This window comes from Actinacidiphila sp. bgisy167 (assembly GCF_965342175.1).
In the GTDB taxonomy this organism is placed as follows: domain Bacteria; phylum Actinomycetota; class Actinomycetes; order Streptomycetales; family Streptomycetaceae; genus Actinacidiphila.
The window spans coordinates 80,100-100,618 of the sequence record NZ_CBDRBL010000015.1; the positions used below are offsets into that span (position 1 = coordinate 80,100).

General features: G+C 75.6%; 16 protein-coding genes and 2 pseudogenes. 10 read left to right on the plus strand and 8 right to left on the minus strand.

The window, feature by feature from the left end:
- Positions 1–4 precede the first annotated feature (4 nt).
- The gene (locus ACRWND_RS08760; protein ID WP_431947751.1) at positions 5–3,175 is read right to left on the minus strand and encodes a sacsin N-terminal ATP-binding-like domain-containing protein; all 3,171 of its coding nucleotides are present in this window, start codon (positions 3,173–3,175) and stop codon (positions 5–7) included.
- 1,191 nt (positions 3,176–4,366) lie between these two features.
- On the minus strand, positions 4,367–5,269 hold the full coding sequence (locus ACRWND_RS08765) for a DUF3027 domain-containing protein (RefSeq protein ID WP_431947713.1): 903 nt from the start codon (positions 5,267–5,269) through the stop codon (positions 4,367–4,369).
- A 213-nt stretch (positions 5,270–5,482) separates the two neighbouring features.
- On the opposite strand from ACRWND_RS08765, the gene ACRWND_RS08770 reads away from it, so the two are divergent.
- The 4 genes from ACRWND_RS08770 (at position 5,483) to ACRWND_RS08785 (ending at position 9,023) form a co-directional block, all read left to right on the plus strand.
- On the plus strand, positions 5,483–6,862 hold the full coding sequence (locus ACRWND_RS08770) for an MFS transporter (protein ID WP_431947715.1): 1,380 nt from the start codon (positions 5,483–5,485) through the stop codon (positions 6,860–6,862).
- A gap of 112 nt (positions 6,863–6,974) precedes the next feature.
- Positions 6,975–7,445 carry a hypothetical protein gene (locus ACRWND_RS08775; protein WP_431947717.1) on the plus strand — a complete coding sequence of 157 codons (471 nt, stop codon included), beginning with the start codon at positions 6,975–6,977 and terminating at the stop codon, positions 7,443–7,445.
- Positions 7,446–7,464: 19 nt separating this feature from the next.
- The gene (locus ACRWND_RS08780; RefSeq protein ID WP_431947719.1) at positions 7,465–8,166 is read left to right on the plus strand and encodes a futalosine hydrolase; all 702 of its coding nucleotides are present in this window, start codon (positions 7,465–7,467) and stop codon (positions 8,164–8,166) included.
- A complete protein-coding gene (locus tag ACRWND_RS08785; protein ID WP_431947721.1) occupies positions 8,163–9,023 on the plus strand; it encodes a 1,4-dihydroxy-6-naphthoate synthase in 861 nt (286 codons plus the stop codon). Before ACRWND_RS08780 ends, ACRWND_RS08785 begins: the two co-directional genes overlap by 4 nt.
- Positions 9,024–9,042: 19 nt before the next feature.
- Here the strand turns inward: ACRWND_RS08785 and ACRWND_RS08790 are convergent, their stop codons facing one another.
- The gene (locus tag ACRWND_RS08790; protein WP_319161765.1) at positions 9,043–9,426 is read right to left on the minus strand and encodes a cold-shock protein; all 384 of its coding nucleotides are present in this window, start codon (positions 9,424–9,426) and stop codon (positions 9,043–9,045) included.
- 187 nt (positions 9,427–9,613) lie between these two features.
- On the opposite strand from ACRWND_RS08790, the gene ACRWND_RS08795 reads away from it, so the two are divergent.
- Complete coding sequence (locus ACRWND_RS08795; RefSeq protein WP_431947723.1) at positions 9,614–9,859, plus strand: hypothetical protein; 246 nt, start codon at positions 9,614–9,616, stop codon at positions 9,857–9,859.
- On the opposite strand, the gene ACRWND_RS08800 is transcribed toward ACRWND_RS08795, so the two are convergent.
- The gene (locus ACRWND_RS08800) at positions 9,829–10,473 is read right to left on the minus strand and encodes an HAD family hydrolase (protein ID WP_431947725.1); all 645 of its coding nucleotides are present in this window, start codon (positions 10,471–10,473) and stop codon (positions 9,829–9,831) included. The genes ACRWND_RS08795 and ACRWND_RS08800 overlap by 31 nt on opposite strands.
- A gap of 10 nt (positions 10,474–10,483) precedes the next feature.
- Positions 10,484–11,377, minus strand: a complete 894-nt coding sequence (locus tag ACRWND_RS08805) for an HAAS signaling domain-containing protein (protein ID WP_431947727.1) — start codon at positions 11,375–11,377, stop codon at positions 10,484–10,486.
- A 276-nt stretch (positions 11,378–11,653) separates the two neighbouring features.
- On the opposite strand from ACRWND_RS08805, the gene ACRWND_RS08810 reads away from it, so the two are divergent.
- Both ACRWND_RS08810 and ACRWND_RS08815 read left to right on the plus strand, forming a co-directional pair.
- Positions 11,654–14,077: a helicase C-terminal domain-containing protein gene (locus ACRWND_RS08810; RefSeq protein ID WP_431947729.1), complete on the plus strand. Its 2,424-nt coding sequence runs from the start codon at positions 11,654–11,656 to the stop codon at positions 14,075–14,077.
- Between the two features lie 140 nt (positions 14,078–14,217).
- Positions 14,218–15,849 carry a DNA repair helicase XPB gene (locus ACRWND_RS08815; protein WP_431947731.1) on the plus strand — a complete coding sequence of 544 codons (1,632 nt, stop codon included), beginning with the start codon at positions 14,218–14,220 and terminating at the stop codon, positions 15,847–15,849.
- Positions 15,850–16,038: 189 nt separating this feature from the next.
- Here ACRWND_RS08815 and ACRWND_RS08820 read toward each other — a convergent pair whose 3' ends face one another.
- Entirely contained in the window at positions 16,039–16,212 is a 174-nt protein-coding gene (locus ACRWND_RS08820) for a hypothetical protein (protein ID WP_431947733.1), read from the minus strand.
- Positions 16,213–16,472: 260 nt separating this feature from the next.
- Here ACRWND_RS08820 and ACRWND_RS08825 point away from each other — a divergent pair, with 260 nt between their 5' ends.
- Positions 16,473–18,533, plus strand: coding sequence for a HelD family protein (locus ACRWND_RS08825; RefSeq protein WP_431947735.1), 2,061 nt, complete (start codon positions 16,473–16,475; stop codon positions 18,531–18,533).
- An 8-nt stretch (positions 18,534–18,541) separates the two neighbouring features.
- On the opposite strand, the pseudogene ACRWND_RS08830 reads toward ACRWND_RS08825, so the two are convergent.
- A pseudogene (locus ACRWND_RS08830) lies at positions 18,542–18,871 on the minus strand (N-acetylmuramic acid 6-phosphate etherase); the annotation flags it as partial.
- Positions 18,868–19,703 (minus strand): annotated as a pseudogene (locus ACRWND_RS08835) (MurR/RpiR family transcriptional regulator). The pseudogenes ACRWND_RS08835 and ACRWND_RS08830, both read right to left, overlap by 4 nt.
- 144 nt (positions 19,704–19,847) lie before the next feature.
- Here ACRWND_RS08835 and ACRWND_RS08840 point away from each other — a divergent pair.
- Together ACRWND_RS08840 and ACRWND_RS08845 are read left to right on the plus strand one after the other, a co-directional pair.
- On the plus strand, positions 19,848–20,234 hold the full coding sequence (locus ACRWND_RS08840) for a hypothetical protein (RefSeq protein ID WP_431947737.1): 387 nt from the start codon (positions 19,848–19,850) through the stop codon (positions 20,232–20,234).
- A 1-nt stretch (position 20,235) separates the two neighbouring features.
- Positions 20,236–20,519: DUF4031 domain-containing protein (locus ACRWND_RS08845; protein WP_431947739.1), on the plus strand; the 284-nt coding region annotated here is incomplete at its 3' end.

Below are 20,519 nucleotides of genomic sequence, written 5' to 3' on the forward strand. Positions count from 1 at the left end.
GGGCTCAGTCGAACCAGCGGTCGCGGGCCAGCTCCTCCGTACGGGTCGGGTCCTCCAGCAGCGCCGCCACCTCGAAGCGGCGCTGCCAGGCGCCGGCCGCCCAAGCCAGGCCCGCGGCGACGCCTTCCAGCGTGGCGGCGTGCAGGGTGCCGTCGACCCACCGCCAGTCGAGCTCGACGGTGCCGCCGTCGGGGGCCGCGACCAGCAACTCCTCGTGCTCGACATACGACAGGGGGACGCCCGGCAGCAGCTCGCGGACCGTGTCCGCGACGTCGTGCGGTTCCCCCTGCGAGACGACCGGGGCGTCGAACGCCTCACTGAGCCGACGCACCTGGAACAACTCGGCCAGCGCCGCGGCACGGACCGGCGGCACCGGGAGCAGGGGCAGGTCCGCGGCGAGCGGCAGCAGGTCCGGCGCGTCCGCGACGAGGGCCTCCCCGGCGTCGACCACGCGCGGCTCACGGCCGTCGACGACGGCTCGCAGCTCGTCGGGGAGGGTCACCTGCTCGGGGTCGACGGTGGCCAGCTCGGAGTAGAGCCGGTGCAGCTGGGCCGGGGTGACGGCGGAGTCCGGGTCGGCGAGGCGGGCGAGCAGTTCGGCGGCGCCGCCCGGCTCGACCAGCAGAGCCGGGACGGACGTGCGCACGCCGAGCGCGCGCAGCACCTCGTCGTCGACGGCCCCGGCCTCGGCGTCCTCGTACAGCCCGGCGAGCAGCGGGTCGCCGCCGGCGGCGCGCAGGCCGACCGGGCGGCGGCCGTCGAGGACCGGGTGGTCGCGCAGCCACCACGCGGTGTAGGGCCGCACGGTGCGCGTGGTGCCGTCCGGCAGCAGGACCCGCACCGGCTGGGTGACCGCGTCGCGCAGCGGCGGCACGGAGAGCATCGCCAGAGCCTGCGGCCAGGCGTCGTCGTCGACGAGGTCGAGGTCCCGCACGGCGACGATCTCGGTGGCGACCGGCGGCACGTCGGTGTCCGGCAGCTGGTCCAGGACGTCCTCGCACCAGACGTCGACCGCGTCAAGCAGCCCGGCGTCGTCCGGCTCGGCCCAGTCGCCGTCCCGGGGCTCCAGCTCGTCCGGGTCGAGCACCACGTCGGTGGCCCGCACCAGCGCGAAGGTGGCGAGCACGCCGACCGCGGTCAGCGGCTGCTCGCCCCAGCGGGCCGCCAGGTCCGCGTCGACCAGGCCCAGCTCCCCTTCCCGGACGACCCGCTCGAAGGCGCTGCCCGGCAGCACCAGTTCACCGGCGGGGGCGAGCTCGCCCTCGTCGTCGGTCAGGGCCAGCGCGGCCAGCCACGGCTCGTCGCCCGGGGCGAGGTTCGCGGCCCGGACCAGGCCCAGGACGACCTCGGCCAGCTCCTCCGCGTCCAGCGCGGGGGCGGCATCCGCCCCGACGCCGTCGTACCACGCCTCGTCGGCGTCCAGGGACGCGGCCACGGCGGCCCGCACCTGCGGGGTGGTCAGGACGGCGCGCGGCGTCGCGGGGGTGGCTCCGAGCTTCTCCAGCAGCGGGTGCGCGGCCCGCGGATCGGCCACTTTCAGGCCCAGCCGGCCCAGCTCCGACGCGGTGGGCAGTGCGGTGCCGGCCGGGACGGCCTCGTCGGCGTAGACGCTGTCCATCTCGGGCAGCGGCAGCAGCACCTGGCGCGGTCCGACGACCGTACGGCCGTCCGCGAGCGGCACGGGGAGCCCGCTCAGCCGGTCCGGGTCGGTGCCGGCCAGAGAGTCGTAGAGTCGGCGCCACCAGGCCGCGGGCCGCTCCACCCCGGCCAGCCGGTCGATCGCGTCGCCCAGCGGCAACCGGGCGACCCCGAGGGCCCGCAGCTCGGGACGGCGCTCCAGCCCTGGCGGCAGCAGCGTCGGGAAGACCTCCGCCAGCACCCGGACGGTCTCCGCGCCGGCGCCCTCCACGACCTCGGCCTCCACCGGGCGCAGCGCGGGCGGGAGGTCGTCCCCCTCGTCGGTTCCGGACACGTCGGCGGCGCGCGGCAGGAAGGCGGTGCGCGGCAGTTGCTCCAGCACGTGGCGGCGCAGTTCGGCGTCGAGTTCGCCCTTGCCCAGCGGGCCGGGCACCAGGTCCACGATGCCCGCGGCGACCGGCCGCCAGTCCGCCAGCAGCCGTACGTACAACTCGGCGGCCCGCGCGACCAGGAAGCCGGTGAGGGCGCCGGGCGCGGCGTGGCGCCGGCTCGGGTCCAGCGGCAGCGAGGCGATGAGCAGGGCGGGCAGCCCCAGCGGTTCGTCGGTAGGCGTCGGGGCGTGCACGAAGGGCGCGGTCCGCGGCCGCTCGGGCGCGCCGTCCCGGCCCACCGGCACGGCCCAGGTCACCGACCACACCGGACGCAGCCGCTCCTCGACCGGGCGGTCGGCCAGCAGCGCCGCCTCCAGCGCGCCGGCCTCGCTCACGGTGCGCCAGCGGGTCGTCCCGCCGGCGCTGTCCACGACGACGGTCAGCCCGTCCTCCTGACCCCGGGTCAAGGTCCGCACGCCCTCCGGCGTCTCCACGACCACCTCGGCGAGGCCCGGAAGGGACAGCAGCAGCGCGTCGTCGATCCCGGCGAGCAGGCGCGCCGCGAGGTCCGCGGCGGCGCCGTCGCGCAGCGGCAGCACGACGCACGTGTCGTAGCCCTCCGGAGCGGTTCCCTCGGCGGGCAGCGGCAGCCGCAGCAGCGGTACGTGGCCGTCCCTTCGGCGCAGTTCGTCGGCGAGCCCGGCAGACCCCGCCCCGGTCTCCCGCGCCAGGTCCCGGGCCTCCGCCAGCGACCAGCGCACGCCGCCGCTGCGGCTGAGGATCGCGGGCTCGTCGCTGACCGCGAGCACGGCGGAGAAGCCGACGCCGAAGCGGCCGACGGACAGGTCGCCGTCCTCGCGCTTGGCGCTGGCCCGCAGCGTCGACAACGACTCCACGCCCACGGCGTCCAGGTGGGCCCCGGTGTTCGCGGCGGCGAGCACCCCCTCGCGCAGGGTCAGCCGCAGCCGGCCTGCCACCCCGGCACGGGCCGCCGCGTCGGCGGCGTTCTGGGCCAGTTCGACGACGAGTCGGTCGCGGTAGCCGCCGAGCGCGAGGTCCTCCTCCGCGTTGGCGTCCTCCCGGAACCGGGCGGGCGACGCGGCCCACGCGTCCAGCACGGCCCGCCGCAGCCGTGCGGTCCCGAACGGATCTGCGCCCCGGTCCATCGCGGTCCCGCTCACGTCGTCTTCTCCTCACGCGTACTCGCATGCCCTGTGCGGGTCGACGCTACAGCGTGCGCGGCCACGGCCGCCCGGCGTGCCCGCGGGGGCCGGGCGGCCCATGCGGGTGTGGTGCCCGCACGCAGCAGCACCGAGCGCACAGCGGCCCGGGCCCGCGGTGCCGTCCGGCCGCGACCCCGGGGCCACCCGCAGCGCCGCCACCGGCCCGGCGAAGCCGCGAGCAGGCCGGAGGCCCCGCGGCACCAACCCGCACCGCCACCGCTGTACCGGCCCGGGCCGGTGTAGGCGACAGCCCCCGTCACAAGGCGATGCCCTCACAGACGGCCGGGCGGCGCGCCGACCTGGCCGCCCCACCCGGCGGCACAGACCAGCCGCATGAGGGCACCCGCGCTCACCAGCCCGCAGCCTCGCCGCCCCCCACCCGCCCAAGCGTCAACGGTGCCCAACCCGGACGGCCCGGCCTCGACGACGCCTTGGAGATCCGCAGGGCCCGCGCTCCTGGGCGGCCCCACCCCTCCCGCAAGCCCCGCCACTCCGCCCGGCAAGACCGCCGACAGCGGCGCGGTCCCGGGCCCCGAAGTCGCCGCCGAGCGGCAGGCGGGCTCGCCGGACGCGCCGCGGGCGACCGGCCGCTGCCGCAGGTGCGCCCCCGCGCGCACGTCACGGCGGGCGTGGAAGGGCAGGGCTGGACGGCACGAACCCCGGTGGGCGGTCGCCTTCGGCGGTGCCGGCCACGGCCGGCTCATAGAAGTGCCGCCCAGCGGGCACCGGCTCGGGCACACATCCTGGGCGCCCGCAGCGCCGACCCGGCCCGGCGGAGCCGTGAGCGGTCCAGTGCCCAGCGCCCCCCGGGCCTCAGCCCGCACCATCAGTGCCCAGCGCGCCCCGCTCGGACACAGCACCCCCGGGCATCAGCCCGCACCCCCAGGGCATCAGCCCGCACCACCAGTGCTCAGCACCCCCCGCTCGGACACAGCACCCCCGGGCATCAGCCCGCACCACCAGTGCCCAGCGCCCCCCGCTCGGACACAGCACCCCCGGGCATCAGCCCGCACCACCAGTGCCCAGCGCCCCCCGCTCGGACACAACACCCGCGGGCATCAGCCCGCACGCGCACCGGCCCGCGGCCCGGCGGCGCCACCCGGCACCCGCCGGAGCCGCCCGCCGGCGGAGCCGTCAGCTGTGGCCGAGTTCCTCGGCGGGGGTCGTGTCCTCGACGGAGCCCTGCCGGTCCGGGTGCAGGCGCAGCGGCTCCACCGCGGTCTCGTCGAGGACCGGCGGCGCCGGGCGGGGAGGCTTGGGCATCACGGCGGCCTCGGAGTGGGCGCCGCACCCGTACGCGAGGGAGACGACGCGCCCGTCCGCCGGGGAGAACTCGTTCGCGCAGATGCCGAAGGCCTGCCGCAGCGAGCCCGCGATAGGGACGAGGAAGCCGCAGGAGACGCACTGGGCGGGGGCGGCCTGGGCCATGGGGGCCTTCGCGCCGTACTCGTCCTCCCATCGGTCCGCGGCGACGTGCAGCCCGTAACGGGACAGCACGCGCGGCCGGGCCATGCCGATCTCCTCCGCGACGGCCGCGATCGAGCCGACCGCCGGCGCCATCGGCAGGGCCGCGGGCGGACCTCCGGAGACGTCGGCGTCCTCGGCCTCGACGAGGTCGGCCATCTCGTGCGAGACCGGCGAGTTCGGCGGCGGCGCGTCCTCCCCGGAGAAGCCGGGCTCCAGGCGCAGGTCCTCCGCCTCGGTGGGCAGCAGATCGCCGGGGCCGAGGTCACCGGGGCGCAGACGCTCGCTCCACGGCACCCATTCGGGCGCGAGGACGGCGTCCGGCCCGGGCACCAGGACCGTCTCGTCCAGGGTGACCGCCTTGGCACGGGAGGCGCGGGTGAGCGTGACCGCCCAGCGCCAGCCGCGGTAGGCGGCCTCGCGGCAGGCGAACAGATGCGTCACCACCCTGTCACCCTCGGCGACCGTGCCGAGGTGCTCGCCGACCGCTTTCTCGCCGAAGGCCTCGACGGCGGCTTCGAGGGCGAGGTCGACCGCCTCGGCGCACAGGCGGTCAGGGGTACGGCTTCGCATCGCAGCACTCACAAGAATCGATTCTCTCCTACGCCGTCTTATGCGTGCGCCGCCGAGGGTCGGGCGGGCGGTGGCGGAGCGGACCGGGGGACCGCTTCAAACGCTGCCTGCCCGTACGTCCACGGGCGCACCTGATGACTCCATTCTGCGCGATCGCACGCTATCGGTGCGCGCCCCGTTCGGAAAGCCGCCCGGTAGGGCAGACTGGCGTGCGTGGCACGCACAGTGACGTCCGGCCCAGGACCGGTTCGCAGGGCGGGGAGCGCCGTCGCGCGTGCCACGCGGCGTTCGTCGTCCGCCGTGGTGCGCCGCGTCCGGCGCCACACGCACGCGGACGGGGCGGGCGAGTCGGGGCTCGCGAAGCTGATCGAGCTGCACGCGGTGAACTCGGCCGGCGACATGCTGATCACCGTCGCGCTCGCCAGCACGATCTTCTTCTCCGTGCCGACCGGTGAGGCGCGCGGCCGGGTGGCGCTCTACCTGCTCGTCACGATGGCCCCGTTCGCGCTGCTGGCCCCGGTGGTCGGGCCGCTGCTGGACCGGATCCCGCACGGGCGGCGCGCCGCGATGGCGATGTCGATGCTGGCCCGCGCGATCCTGGCCTGGACGATGGCAGGAGTGGTGGCGACCGCCGGACTGGAGCTGTACCCGGCCGCCCTGGGCGTGCTCGTGGCCTCGAAGGCGTACGGCGTGGTGCGCAGCGCCGTGGTGCCGCGGCTGCTGCCGGAGCGCACCACCCTGGTGAAGGCGAACTCGCGGGTGAGCCTGACGGGTCTGCTGGCCACGGCCGTGGCCGCGCCGGTCGGCGCACTGCTGCATCTGATCGGGCCGGGCGTGCCGTTGTACGGGGCGTTCGCCGTCTTCGTCTGCGGGACACTGCTCTCCTTCTCCCTCCCGCACAGGGTGGACTCCGCCAAGGGCGAAGCACGCGCGGAGCTGAGCGCGGGCGAGGACGCCGGGCCCGACCGCCCGGACCGCCGGTGGCAGGAGAAGCGGCCGGGACTGCGGAGCGTCGGAGGCCCGGTGCTGCACGCCCTGCAGGCCAACGCCTCGCTGCGGGCGCTGTCCGGGTTCCTGACGCTCTTCCTCGCGTTCCTGCTGCGCGAGCATCCGGTGGGCGGCCTCTCGGGGCCCGTCGCGCTGGGCGCGGTCGCCGTGGCGGCCGGCGGCGGCAACGCCTTCGGCACCGCGCTGGGCTCCTGGCTGCGCGCCCGCGGACCGGAGCGGATCATCATCGTCGCGCTGGCCGCCGCCCTGGCGGCGACCTGCGTGGCGGCGTCCTGGTACGGGGTGCTGACCATCGCCCTCGTCGCGGCCGCGGCGGGCATCGCGCAGGCACTGGGCAAGCTCTCGCTGGACGCCCTGATCCAGCGCGACGTCCCGGAGGAGGTGCGCACCTCGGCGTTCGCCCGCTCGGAGACCGCCCTCCAGCTGGCGTGGGTGTCGGGCGGCGCCATCGGCATCCTCCTGCCCCTCCACGGCACGCTCGGGATGGCGGTGGGCGCGGCCCTGGTGGCGCTCGGCGTCGTCTTCTCGGTCCGCGGGCTGCTGCGCGGCTCCCGGGGGACGGCGGCACGTCCGCGCACGGTGTGAGCCCGGCCCCGGCCCCGGCCCGACCTCGGCATCGCGCGGAAGGCGGCAGCCGGGGGACACGAGCGGGCCCCCCGGCGTAGCGGGAGCACGACCGCCCGGTAGCCTCACCCTCATGAGCAATCGCCGCCGTGCCGCCGCCCTCGGTGCTGTGTCCCTCGGGCTGATCGCCCTCTCCGCCTGCGAGAAGCCGACCCCCCTGGCGACCGTCACCGTCGGCGACAGGACCGTGACCACCGAGGCCACCGCCAAGTGCTACCTCGACGGGAAGAAGCTGTCGGAGAAGGACTTCATCGACTGCCTGCAGGGCAAGCCCGAGAAGACCATCACGGTCCGGCCCGGCGACAAGGTGCGGATCGGCGTCGACCCCGCGATCGCCGAGAAGGGCTGGGTCGTGGCCACAGGCACCGCCGGCAAGTCGGGGCTGCTGAAGGACACCACCTACCGCTCCCTCGACGCCGACACCCTGCTCGCCGACCCGCAGACCGGCGCCCCGGCCGGCGAGGTCACGCTCAACGTCATCGAGACCGGCGGCGGCCAGGACTACCTCGGTGTCTGGCAGTTCAAGCTGGAGACGGCGAGCTGACCCCCCGCCGGCCCCGGACATGACGCCCCGCCTGCTCGTCGTCACCGCCGTCGCGGCGGAACGCGACGCGGTCGTCCGCGGTCTCGGCGGCACGGCCACCGAGCGGCCCGTGCCCGGTGGCCGCGTCCTGCTGCGCACCGCGCTCGCGGACGTGCTGGCCGCCGGGGTCGGGCCCGCGGCAGCCGCCGCCGGCACGGCGGCGGCGCTCGCCGCGGCCGAGTACGCCCTCGTCGTCTCGGCCGGGATCGCCGGCGGCTTCCCGCCCGGCGCGCCGGTCGGCGCGACCGTCGTCGCCGACGCCCTCGTCGCCGCCGATCTGGGCGCCGAGGGCCCGGAGGGCTTCCTCCCGGTCGCCGCACTGGGCTTCGGCACCTCCGAGCACCGTCCGCCCGAAGCGCTGTCGCGCCGGGTCGCCGAGGTGCTCGGCGCGGCGTACGGGCCGGTCCTGACGGTGTCGACGGCGACCGGTACGGCGGCCCGGGCGGCAGAACTGACGCGCCGTCACCCAGGCGCGGTGGCCGAGGCCATGGAGGGCTTCGGCGTCGCGGAGGCCGCCGCGGCACACAAGCTGCCCGTTCTGGAGCTCCGCACGGTGTCCAACCCCGTGGGCCCGCGCGACCGGGCGGCCTGGAGGATCGGCGAGGCGCTCGAGGCGCTCGCCGACGCCTTCGCCCGGCTGGGGAAGGAACCGGCCGTACTCGGCGTTGGGGAACGGACATGAGCCAAGAGCGCGCGCTGCGGATCGCCTACTCCCCGTGTCCCAACGACACCTTCGTCTTCCACGCCTGGGCGCACGGCCTGGTCCCGGGCGCGCCACCGATCGACGTGACGTTCGCCGACATCGACATCACCAACGGCATGGCCGAGCGCGGCGAGTTCGAGATCCTGAAGGTCTCGTACGCGGTGCTGCCCTATGTGCTCGACGAGTACGCGCTGCTGCCCTGCGGCGGCGCGCTGGGCCGTGGCTGCGGTCCGCTCGTGCTGACCAGGGACGAGGGCACGGGCAGGGGCGCCGACCTGAGCGGGCGCACGGTGGCGGTGCCGAGCGAGCGCTCGACGGCGTATCTGCTCTTCAGGCTGTGGGCGGCCGCCGAAGTGCCGGGCGGTGTCGGGCAGATCGTCGTCCTGCCGTTCCACGAGATCATGCCTGCGGTGCGGGACGGCCGGGTCGACGCGGGACTCGTCATCCACGAGGCGCGCTTCACCTACCAGGACTACGGCCTGCACAAGCTCGCCGACATGGGCGAGCACTGGGAGCGGACGACCGGCCTGCCCATCCCGCTCGGCGCGATCATCGCCAAGCGCTCCCTCGGCGAGGAGCGGCTGCGCGAACTGGCGGACGCCGCCCGCGCATCCGTCCGGATGGCCTGGGACGAGCCGGAGGCCTCACGCGGCTACGTCATGGAGCACGCGCAGGAGATGGACCCGAAGGTGGCGGACCAGCACATCGGGCTGTACGTCAACGAGTTCACCGCGGCGCTCGGCGAGGAGGGCTACGCGGCGGTCCGCGGCCTGCTCACCCGGGCCGCGGCCGAGGGGCTGGTACCGCCCCTCGGTCCGCACGCGCTCGAGGTGTGAGCCCGCACCCGGGCAGGGCTCAGACGTCCAGCTGGTCGGCGACGACGCGCAGGACGGAGGCGATCTTGTGGCCGTGGGCCTTGTCCGGGTAACGACCGCGCTGCAGCGAGCGGGCGACGTCCTCCAGCAGCGTGGTGAGGTCCTGCACGATGGGCAGCAGCTCGTCGGGCTTGCGCCGCTGCGCGGCCGCCACGGAGGGCGCCGGCTCCAGCAGGGTCACCGAGAGGGCCTGGTCGCCGCGTTGCCCGGCGACCACCCCGAACTCGACGCGCTGCCCGGGCTTCAGTGTGGCCACGCCGTCCGGCAGGACGGAGGAGTGGACGAAGACGTCGCCGCCGTCGTCGCGGGAGAGGAAGCCGAAGCCCTTCTCGCTGTTGAACCACTTGACCTTGCCGGTAGGCACCGTCCGACCTCGTCCTCGCTGTAGACACGAAAAAGCTCTTGGATAGCAAGACAGCGGGTCCTCTGGCAGACCCGCCGTCCATAAGGCTAATGGCCCAGGGGCGTGTGACAAGACTTTGCGGAGCTGCCGCTCCCGGCCGTCATCCGGCCGGTGCGCTGCGACTTCCCCGGCGATCTACCCTGGTCGGGTGACCAACGAAACCCGGAAACCCGGCGATCTCCTCGTACGCGTCGGCGCCGCCGTCTTCGTCGTCGGCGCCCTCGGCACCCTGGCCACCGTGGCCCCGCTCTTCCTGGGGTCCGACCCGCTGCCGACCGCCGCCTACCTGGTGTCGATGCTCATGGGCGTCGGCTTCGCGCTGGGCCTGGCCGGGCTGCTGCGCTCCGCGCGGGCACAGAGCCGTCAGGCGACGGCGTCCGGTCCCGGGAGGTAGGCGGCGAACCAGGCGGGGAACTCCGTCAGGTCGGTGAGCACGACGTCCGCGCCGGCGGCGCGCAGCTCGTCCGCCGCGACCGGTCCCGTGGCCACCGCCACGGACAGCGCCCCGGCAGTCCGGGCTCCGACGACGTCCCCCACGTGGTCCCCGACGTAGACCGCCGCCCCGTACTCGGTCAGCGCCTCCGCCTTCGCCTCGGCCCACAGCCAGCCGCGCACCTCGTCGGCCTCGATGCCCAGGTGCGTGAGGTGCAGCTTGGCGTTCGGCTCGTGCTTCGCGGTGACGACGACGACCCGGCCGCCCGCGGCATGCACGGCGGCGACGGCCTCGCGCGCGCCGGGCATGGCCGGGGTGGGGGCGACGGCGAACTCGGGGTAGAGCTCGCGGTAGCGGTCGGCGACCGCGGGGACGTCCTCCGCCGGGAACCAGTGCGCCAGCTCCCAGTCGAGCGGCGGCCCGAGGCGGGTCACGGCGAGCGCGGCGTCGATGAAGACGCCGGTCTCCGCCGCGAGGCGCTCGTACACGGCCCTGATGCCGGGCCGTGAGTCGATCAGGGTCATGTCGAGGTCGAACCCGACCGTGATCGGGGACGTCTGCGGGGAAACGGGCATGGCAGCCACCCTAACGAGGGGACCGGCCGGCCCTGCCGCCCCACCAGAGCAGGAAGGCGGCGGAGGCGACCGCCGCGATCCGCACGACGACGGGCAGCGCGTCCGCGAGCGCGGTGGCCACGCCCCCCTCGGGGATCGGCTCGCCCCACCGCCCGGCGAAGCGGCCCCAGACCCAGACCAGCGCGCCCCCCGCCGTCAGCCCCGGCAGGCCGAGCGCGGCGAACCGGGACGCGCGGCGGGACAGGCGGCGTGAGCCGTACGCCACGGCCCAGCCGGCGAGGAGGGCGATCCAGGAGCCGAGGGCGGCGCCGGCGAGCAGCAGGAGCGCGGCGGCGGTCTCCAGGAAACCGGCTCGCCACCGCCGCCGCCTCGCGCGGCGCTCGGCGGGGGCGGTGTCCTGCTCGGCGTCCGGCGCGGAGTCGGGATCGGAGCCGGGCTCCGGTTCCTTCTGCCCGGCGAAGCGGGCGGCGGCCGCCGCCTCCTCCTCGGGAACCTGCGGGATGAGCAGGCCGCCGGTCATGCCGGGGAGCCCGTCGAGTTCGTCGCCGGGGACGGGCCTGCGCGGCGGGGCGGCGGACGGGGGCGGCGTGCGCTGCTCGGGCAGCCGCCACCACTGCGGCTCCGGGGGCACGGGTGCCTGCGGCGCCTGCGGGGGCGGCGCCTGGGCGGCGCGGGGCGCGGGGACGGCGGCGGCATCCTGCACCACCGTGTCGGGCGCGCCCATCCGTCCCAGGATCCGCCGCACCACGGCCGGGTTGTCACTGCCGCGCCGCTGCCGGTCTATGTCCTCGCGCAGCTGTGCCACGAGGTCCCGCCGGCGGTCCGCCGGCAGGGACGTCTGCGCCAGGTCCCCCACCTTGCTGAGGTAGTCCAGTACCAGCCGGTCGCTCTCCTCCGCACCCATGCGCCGACGCTATCGCCCTCCGGGCCGGCCGTGGGGTGGGGTCGGGTGCACGTCACCCCCGGCCCGGCGCCCCCGGCGCACACGACGCCGCAGGGGCGCGGGAAGGGCGCACGGAGCGGGCGGGGAGGCCGCGCTGGGTGGGGTCCGCCCATGGGACAGGCGCCGCGCCTGCGCACCGTCCGCAGCTCACCCTGCGGGCTCGCGGCGCACACGCCGGGGGAGAACCGGGGCCCGGGCCCGCCGTGGGCGGGGGCGGGCCGGGCTAATGTGGGGGAGATGAGCACTGACGGCCCCGCGGCGGCGCCGCGCACGCTCGCGGAGGACCTGCGCGCCCGCGGCGACGAAGCGTTGACCGCACTGCTCCGGGCGCGCCCGGACCTGCTGAACCCGGTCCCCAACGACCTCTCGCAGCTGGCGACCCGGGCCGGCACCCGGGCTTCCGTCGTCCGCGCCCTCGAACGCCTGGACCGGTTCACCCATCAGACCGCCGAGGCGCTCGCCGTGGCGCCGGACGGCGCGCCCTACGAGGCGCTCGCCGCTCTGATGGGCCCGGAGGCGGCGGAGGCGCTGCCCGGCGCCGTGGCGACGCTGCGGACCCAGGCGCTGCTGTGGGGCTGCGAGGAGCGGCTGCGCCTGGTGCGCACCGCGCGGGACCTTCTGGCCCCGACCGCGGGAAGCCCCTCGCCGACCGGCCTGGGGCCGACGGTGGCGGAGGCGACGTCCGGCATGTCGCCGACGCGGTTGCAGCAGGTCCTCGCGGGGGCCGGGCTGCCGCCGACGCATGACCCGGTGAGCGCGGTGGAGGCGTTGACCTCGCTCTTCGTCGACCGGGCGCGTATGGCGGCGCTGCTCGACGGGGCGCCCCCGGAGGCGGGGGCGGTGCTGCGCAAACTGATGTGGGGTCCGCCGTACGGGGAGGTGGCGGACGTGTCGTCGCCGCCGCCCCCGGTGACCTGGCTGCTGGAGCGGGGGCTGCTGCTGCCGGCCGGGGCGCGCAACGTCGTCCTCCCCCGCGAGGTGGCCCTGCATCTGCGCGAGGGCAGGGCGCACCGGTCCGTCGAGCCGGCGGCGCCCGCGGTGGAGGCGAAGGAACACGATCCACAGGCTGTGGACAGGACCGCCGCGGGCCAGGCCTTCACGGCCGTCCGCACGGTCGAGGAGCTGCTGAAGCAATGGGAGACCGGCGGCCCGCAGGTACTGCGCGCCGGCGGGCTGAGCGTGCGGGATCTGAAGCGGGTGGCCACGGCGCTGGACGTGCCGGAGCCGCTGGCCGCGTTCTGGCTGGAGCTGGCGTACGCCGCGGGCCTGGTCGCAGCGGACGGAGAGGTGGACGAGGCGTACGCGCCCACCCCTGCCGCCGACGCGTGGCTGGCGCTGCCCGCCGAGGACCGGTGGGCGGAGCTCGCGACGGCGTGGCTGGCCGCCACCCGGGTGCCCGGCGTCGTCGGCACGCGGGACGCGAAGGGCCGCGCGCTGGCCGCCCTCGGCCCGGACCTGGACCGATCGCTCGCGCCCGAGGTGCGCCGGCGGACGCTGGAGCTGCTGGCCGCGCTCCCCGATGGCGCCTCGGCGGACGGGGACGCGCTGCTGGCCCGGCTGCGCTGGGAGCGCCCGCTGCGGGGCGGCGCCGCGCTGGACCCGTTCCGGGCCGACCTGGTGCGCTGGACGGTGTCGGAGGCCGAGCTGCTGGGCATCACCGGCCGCGGCGCGTTGTCGGCGCACGGTCGTGCGCTGCTGCACCGCTCCGGGGACGCGGCGGCGGCGCTGCTCGGGCCGCTGCTGCCGGAGCCGCTGGATCATGTGCTGCTCCAGGCGGATCTGACGGCGGTCGCGCCGGGCCCCCTGCAGCCGCATCTGGCCGAGACCCTGCACGTGCTGGCGGACGTGGAGTCCAAGGGCGGCGCGACGGTCTTCCGCTTCACCCCGGAGTCGGTGCGCCGGGCGCTGGACGCCGGACGTACCGCCGCCGACCTGCACGCCTTCCTCGCGGCGCATTCCCGAACGCCCGTGCCGCAGCCGCTGAGCTATCTCGTGGACGACGTCGCCCGCCGGCACGGCCGGCTGCGCGTCGGTGCTGCCTCGGCGTATGTGCGCTGCGACGACGACGCCCTGCTGAGCGAGCTGCTGGCCGACCGCCGGGCGGCCGGCCTGGGGCTGCGCCGGCTGGCGCCGACGGTGCTGGCCGCCCAGAGCGATCCGGCGACGCTGCTGGAGCGGCTGCGCGCGCTGGGCCACGCGCCGGCCGCGGAGTCCGCCGAGGGCGATGTGCTGATCACCCGGGCGGATGCCCGGCGCACCCCGCCGCGCAGCGCACCGGTGCCCGTGGTGGACGGTCCTCCGGCCCCGGACGCGACGCTTCTCGGGGCGGCCGTGAAGGCGATCCGGGCCGGCGACCGGGCCTCGACCGCGGTCCGCCGGGAGCACGCGGGCCGGCCTGCCGTCGACGGCCACGGCCACGGGCGGCTGCCCCGTACGGCCGCGGCCGAGACGCTGGCGACGATGCAGGCGGCGGTGCTGACCGGCGAGTCGGTGTGGATCGGCTACGTCAACGCGGAGGGCGCGGCGAGCCAGCGCGTGATCGGCCCGATGCGGGTGGAGGGCGGCTTCGTCACCGCGTACGACCACACCGCCGACGAGGTGCGCACCTTCGCGCTGCACCGGATAACCGGTGTCGCCGAGCTGGCCGACGACCCGGCCTGACCCCCGTAGACCGACCGACCGAGCCCGGCCGCGGGATCGATCCGGGGGACCGGGGCGTTTGCCTCCGGGGATGGGGGACCATGGATAGTTCAACCCCGGCCCCTGCCCCGGTCCCGGCCCGCCCCTTCGCGGAGGTTTGTGTGTCCTGCCTGATCGTCCAGAGCGACAAGACCCTGCTCCTGGAGGTCGATCACGAGCTCGCCGAAGCGTGCCGGCGTGCCATCGCCCCCTTCGCGGAACTCGAGCGCGCGCCCGAGCACATCCACACCTACCGGATCACGCCGCTGGGGCTGTGGAACGCCCGCGCCGCCGGGCACGACGCGGAGCAGGTCGTGGACGCGCTCGTGCAGTACTCCCGCTACCCGGTGCCGCACGCACTGCTGGTGGACGTCGCCGAGACGATGGCCCGCTACGGGCGGCTGACGCTGAGCAAGCACCCGGCGCACGGCCTTGTGCTGACCAGCACGGACCGCCCCGTGCTGGAGGAGGTGCTCCGCTCGAAGAAGATCGCGCCGCTGGTGGGCGCCCGGCTCGACCCGGACACGGTGGTCGTCCACCCCTCCGAGCGCGGCCAGATCAAGCAGGTGCTGCTGAAGCTGGGCTGGCCGGCCGAGGACCTGGCCGGCTACGTGGACGGCGAGGCGCACCCGATCGAGCTGGACCAGAACGGCTGGAAGCTCCGCCCCTACCAGGAGCAGGCGGTGGAAGGCTTCTGGCACGGCGGCTCCGGCGTGGTGGTGCTGCCCTGCGGCGCCGGCAAGACGCTGGTGGGCGCGGGTGCGATGGCGCAGGCGAAGGCGACGACCCTGATCCTGGTGACGAACACGGTCTCCGCCCGGCAGTGGAAGCACGAGCTGGTGAAGCGGACCTCGCTGACCGAGGACGAGATCGGCGAGTACAGCGGCACCCGCAAGGAGATCCGCCCGGTCACCATCGCCACCTACCAGGTGCTGACGACCAAGCGGAAGGGCGTCTACTCGCACCTGGAGCTCTTCGACTCCCGCGACTGGGGTCTGATCGTCTACGACGAGGTGCACCTGCTGCCGGCGCCGGTCTTCAAGTTCACCGCGGACCTCCAGGCCCGCCGCCGGCTCGGCCTGACGGCGACGCTGGTGCGCGAGGACGGCCGCGAGTCGGACGTCTTCTCGCTGATCGGCCCCAAGCGCTTCGACGCGCCGTGGAAGGAGATCGAGGCGCAGGGCTACATCGCGCCCGCCGACTGCGTGGAGGTGCGGGTCAATCTGACGGACTCCGAGCGGCTGGCGTACGCGACCGCCGAGCCGGAGGAGAAGTACCGGTACTGCGCGACGACGGAGAGCAAGCGCAGGGTCACCGAGGCGCTGGTGGCCAAGCACCGCGGGGAGCAGACGCTGGTGATCGGCCAGTACATCGACCAGCTCGACGAGCTGGGCGAGCACCTGGACGCGCCGGTGATCAAGGGCGAGACGACGAACGCACAGCGCGAGAAGCTCTTCGACGCCTTCCGGCAGGGCGAGATCTCGGTGCTCGTGGTCTCCAAGGTGGCCAACTTCTCGATCGACCTGCCGGAGGCGACGGTCGCCATCCAGGTCTCGGGCACGTTCGGTTCGCGGCAGGAGGAGGCCCAGCGCCTGGGCCGGGTGCTGCGCCCCAAGGCGGACGGCCACGAGGCCCGCTTCTACTCCGTGGTCGCCCGCGACACCATCGACCAGGACTTCGCCGCACACCGGCAGCGGTTCCTGGCCGAGCAGGGGTACGCGTACCGCATCGTCGACGCGGACGAGCTGCTCTAGCTCCGGGGCCGTGACGTCAGCTCCGGGGTCGTGACGTCGTGCCTTCTGCTCGAGGCGGCGCCGCCGGGCCCCGCTTCCGGTGGTCGCGAACCGGCACCTCGGGAGCCTTTGGACGGCTTCGCCCGAGGCATGGCGTCGCGGCCCTGACTCTCGCTCTGGGCGCCGCGCCCGTCCGGCCGGCCCGCCGCGTCAGTCGCGCGCGGCGGTGCCGTCCTGGCCCAGCACCACGACCCGGAAGGCCGTGGCGACGAACACCCGGACCGCGCGCAGCGCGTCCCCCACAGGGTGGACCGGATGCCGGTGCGTGGCGTCCTCGGCGAGGGCGCTGCTGCCGTGGACAGCGGAGACCATGGGGCGTGCCATGCCCCCAATGTACGCATATGTGATGCTTTGGGCAGAGGTTTGGGCGGCCGGCGCCGGGAAAACCGGTTAGCGCCACGCGTCGCGCAGGCGTAAGATCCTGCGTCTTGCCGCCCGCCCCCCGCAGGGGCGGCGCCGCCGGCCGGACGGAAACCGGTCGGCCCGTGTCGAATCCGTATCAGGACAGCGCCCCGCCCCGTGCCCCCGCGCGCGCCGGTCGGGGGCCGGCTGAGCCATGCCCTACGTGCCGCCGGAGGCAACCCGTGCCAGGGGAACGATCCCTCACCGCCGACAATCCGCTCGACCGCGAACGCGCCCACCTCGCCGCGTCCCGCTCCGCCCTCCGCGCGATGCGCGCCGACGTCGAAGCCCTCGACATCAGGGATGTGACCGCCAACTGGGTGAACGCGGAAGTGCTGCAGTCCGAGATCGACGCCCGCATCAAAGCGCTCGCCGATCTTGCGCACACCCCGCTCTTCTTCGGCCGCCTGGACTACGAGAAGGGCGAGGCCTTCGGCGGGGAGGAGGTGGGCCACCGCTTCTACATCGGCCGCCGCCACGTCCACGACGCGGACGGCGACCCCATGGTCATCGACTGGCGCGCGCCGGTCTCGCAGCCCTTCTACCGGGCCTCCCGCACCGACCCGCAGGACGTCGCGCTGCGCCGCCGCTTCGGCTACACCGGCGGGGAGCTCACCGCCTACGAGGACGAGCACCTCACCGACCCGGCCGAGGCGCAGACCTCCAGCAAGCTGCTCCAGCGCGAGATCGAGCGGCCGCGCGTCGGCCCGATGCGGGACATCGTCGCCACCATCCAGCCCGAGCAGGACGAGATCGTCCGCGCCGAGGTCGGCGGGACGGTCTGCGTGCAGGGCGCGCCCGGCACCGGGAAGACCGCCGTCGGCCTGCACCGGGTGGCGTACCTCCTCTACGCGCACCGCGAGCGGCTCGCCCGTTCGGGCACCCTCGTCGTCGGTCCCAACGCGTCCTTCCTGCACTACATCGAGCAGGTGCTGCCCGCGCTGGGCGAGCTGAGCGTCCAGCAGGCCACGGTCGACGACCTGGTCGCCCACGTCCCGGTCAAGGGCGCCGACTCGGCGGCCGCCGCCGGCGTCAAGGGCGACGCGCGCATGGCCGAGGTGCTGCGGCGGGCGGTCCGCTCCGGCATCCGGATGCCCACCGAGCCGGTGGTCGTGGTGCGCGGCTCGCGCCGCTGGCGCGTCCCGGCGTACGAGGTGGAGGAGCTGGTCCGCGAGCTCATGGCGCGCGACATCCGCTACGGCGCCGCCCGAGAGGCGCTGCCGCAGCGGATCGCGCACGCCGTGCTGGTCCGGATGGAGGCGGCCGGGGAGGCCCCCGACGACCGGGTGCAGGACGCGGTCGCACGCAACGCGGCGGTCAAGGCGGCCGTCAAGGAGCTGTGGCCGCCGGCGGACCCGGCGAAGACGGTGCTGCGACTGCTGTCCGACCCGGAGTTCCTGGCCGCCTGCGCCGAGGGCGTGCTGACCGAGGAGGAGCAGAAGCAGATCCTGTGGGAGAAGCCCGCCCGCTCGGTGGCCTCCGCGAAGTGGTCGGCAGCCGACGCCGTGCTGGTCGACGAGGCCCACGATCTGGTGCACCGCACGGCCTCGCTCGGCCACGTCGTGCTGGACGAGGCGCAGGACCTCTCCCCCATGCAGTACCGGGCGGTGGGCCGCCGCTGCTCCACCGGCTCCGCGACCGTGCTGGGCGACCTCGCCCAGGGCACGACCCCGTGGGCGACCGGGACCTGGGACGAGGCGCTCACGCACCTCGGGAAGCCCGATGCCCGGATCGAGGAGCTGACCCAGGGTTTCCGCGTTCCGCTGGAGGTCATCGCCTACGCGTCCCGGCTGCTGCCGCAGATCGCCCCCGGGCTGAAGGAGGCGACCTCGGTCCGGGAGAACCCCGGCGCCTTCTCGGTGACCGAGGTCCCGGCGGACGGGCTGACCGAGGCCGTGCTGGACGCCTGCCGCCAGGCGCTGGACCGGGAGGGGTCGATCGGCCTGATCGCGGCCGACGCGCGCCTGCCCGTGCTGGCGGAGGCGCTGGCGGCGGCCGGGCTGCCGTATCTGTCTCCCGGCCAGGAGACCACGCCGGAGGTACGGCTCACCCTCGTCCCCGCCTCGCTGGCCAAGGGTCTGGAGTACGACTACGTGGTCCTGGACGAGCCCGTCGCGGTCGTCGACGGCGAGCCCGACGAGCGCACCGGCCTGCGCCGCCTGTACGTCGCGCTCACCCGTGCGGTCTCGGGCCTCGCCGTCCTCCACGCGGCGCCCCTGCCGGAGGCCCTTCGGCTGCCCTGATCCACCGCAGGTCCGCCGGCGACGAGCCCGCTGACCCGGCCCGGAGCGGTGTTGAAGGTCGGCGGGCACTCGCCGGCGTCGGGCACCCCGAGCCGTCCCGCGGTGCCCGCGCCCGCGTGGACGAGGCGGCCGCCGCGGGCCGTGCGCGCGACGATGGCGTCGATTGCGGTGGCGACTGCGGGCAGTTCCGCCGCGACGGCGGCCGGGACGGTGGCGTCCTCGGCGTTCATCAGCGTGGCGATGTCCAGCATCGGGAGCCGGTCGACCTCGGCGAGCTCGGCGCGGAAGCCCTCGGTGGCGAGGCGGTCCAGCTCGCGGCGGAGCTCGGCGTGCGTCATCGCTGGTGGCTTCTTCGCGGGCTGTGGCGTTGGGCGAGGGCCTCGTACGAGGCGGACAGCGCCGGGGCGGCGGTGTCGTAGGTGCGCTGGGCGACGCCGACGAACAGGCAGTCCACCACCAGCAGCTGACTGGTGCGGCTGGCCATGGCGGCGGGGCGCAGTGCGCTCTCCCGGCCGCTGGAGGTGAGCAGCACATGGTCGGCGTAGCGGGTGACGGTGCCGTCCGCCCGGCCGGTCACGGCGATGGTGGTGGCGCCCCGATCGAACGCGGCGCGCAGCGGTTCGACGACGTCGTGGGTGTGCCCGGAGTGCGTGACGGCCACGGCCACGTCGCCCTGACGCAGTTGGACGGCGTTGGTGAGGGTGAGGTGGGGGTCGCCCAGGGCGTGCGCGACCAGGCCGATGCGCAGCAGCTTCTGCACCAGGTCCTGGGCGACCAGACTCGACGCCCCTATTCCGTAGACGTCGATGCGGCGGGCGGCGGCCAGCGCGCCCACCGCCGCCTCCAGTTGGGCCACGTCCAGTTGGGCCGCGGTGTCGGCCAGGCACCGCTGCTCGTCCAGCGCGAGCTTGGCGACCACGTCGGCCGGCGGGTCGTCCACCGCGATTCCGGGGTGACGGCGGGAGGGGCGCCGGCCTCCTCCCGGGCGGCCAGCGCGGCCAGTGCGAGCCGCAGGTCCCGGTAGCCGGGGTAGCCCAGCAGCCGCGCGGTGCGCACCACGGTGGCCTCGCTCGTCCCCGCGCGGGCCGCGAGCGCCGTCACGGTCAGCCGGGAGCAGCCCGCCGGGTCCTCGGCCACGGCCTGCGCGACGGACCGCATCGACCGGGGCATGGAGGGGGCCAGGGTCCTGACTCTGGCGGCCAGCCCCCCGGCGTCGAAGGTTTCCTTCAGTGTCTCGGCCACGGACGAAAGCTATTTTTCGGCTGCTGACGGCGTCAAGAACGCCCGCCCGGCGGGGTGGTCCACAATGGGGCCATGGATCCTGACGCACCCGGTTCCTCCGCCGGCCTGGAGGCGGCCCTGCACGGCGCCCGCGCGCTCGTCCTCGCGGACCTGTCCGCGACGGGCGTGGCCGACGCCGACGTCGTCTCGCTCGTGGAGGACGCCGTCTCCCAGCGCCGCTGGTGGGTGGAGCAGTGGCCCGACGGCGCCGCGTTCGTCGCGGGGCTGGTCGCCCAGGACGTCAAGGACGCCCTGCTGGAACGCATGGGCCGCTGGCCGCTCTGCCCGCGCTGCGCCGACCCCCACGGCCTCGATGTGGAGCCCGAACTCGGCCCCGACCCGCACTGGGTGTGCGAGTCGCTCGGCGAGGCCATCGCCCCCGTCGGCGCCCTGTCCGCCGCCCTCGGCGGTCCGCGCTGAGGTGACCGTCTACATCGACCCGCCGACGTGGCCGGGCCACGGCCGCATGTGGTCCCACCTGGTGAGCGACACCTCCTATGAGGAGCTCCACGCCTTCGCCGCCGCCATAGGCGCGCCGCGCCGGGCCTTCGACGGCGACCACTACGACCTGCCCAGCGAGCGCTACGCCTCGGCCGTCGCCGCGGGCGCCGTCCAGGTCGGCAGCAAGGAACTGCTGCGCCACCTCACCGCGGCGGGTTTGCGCCGTCCCAAGCGCAGGTCCCCCCAAGGTGAGGCCGGCCGGAC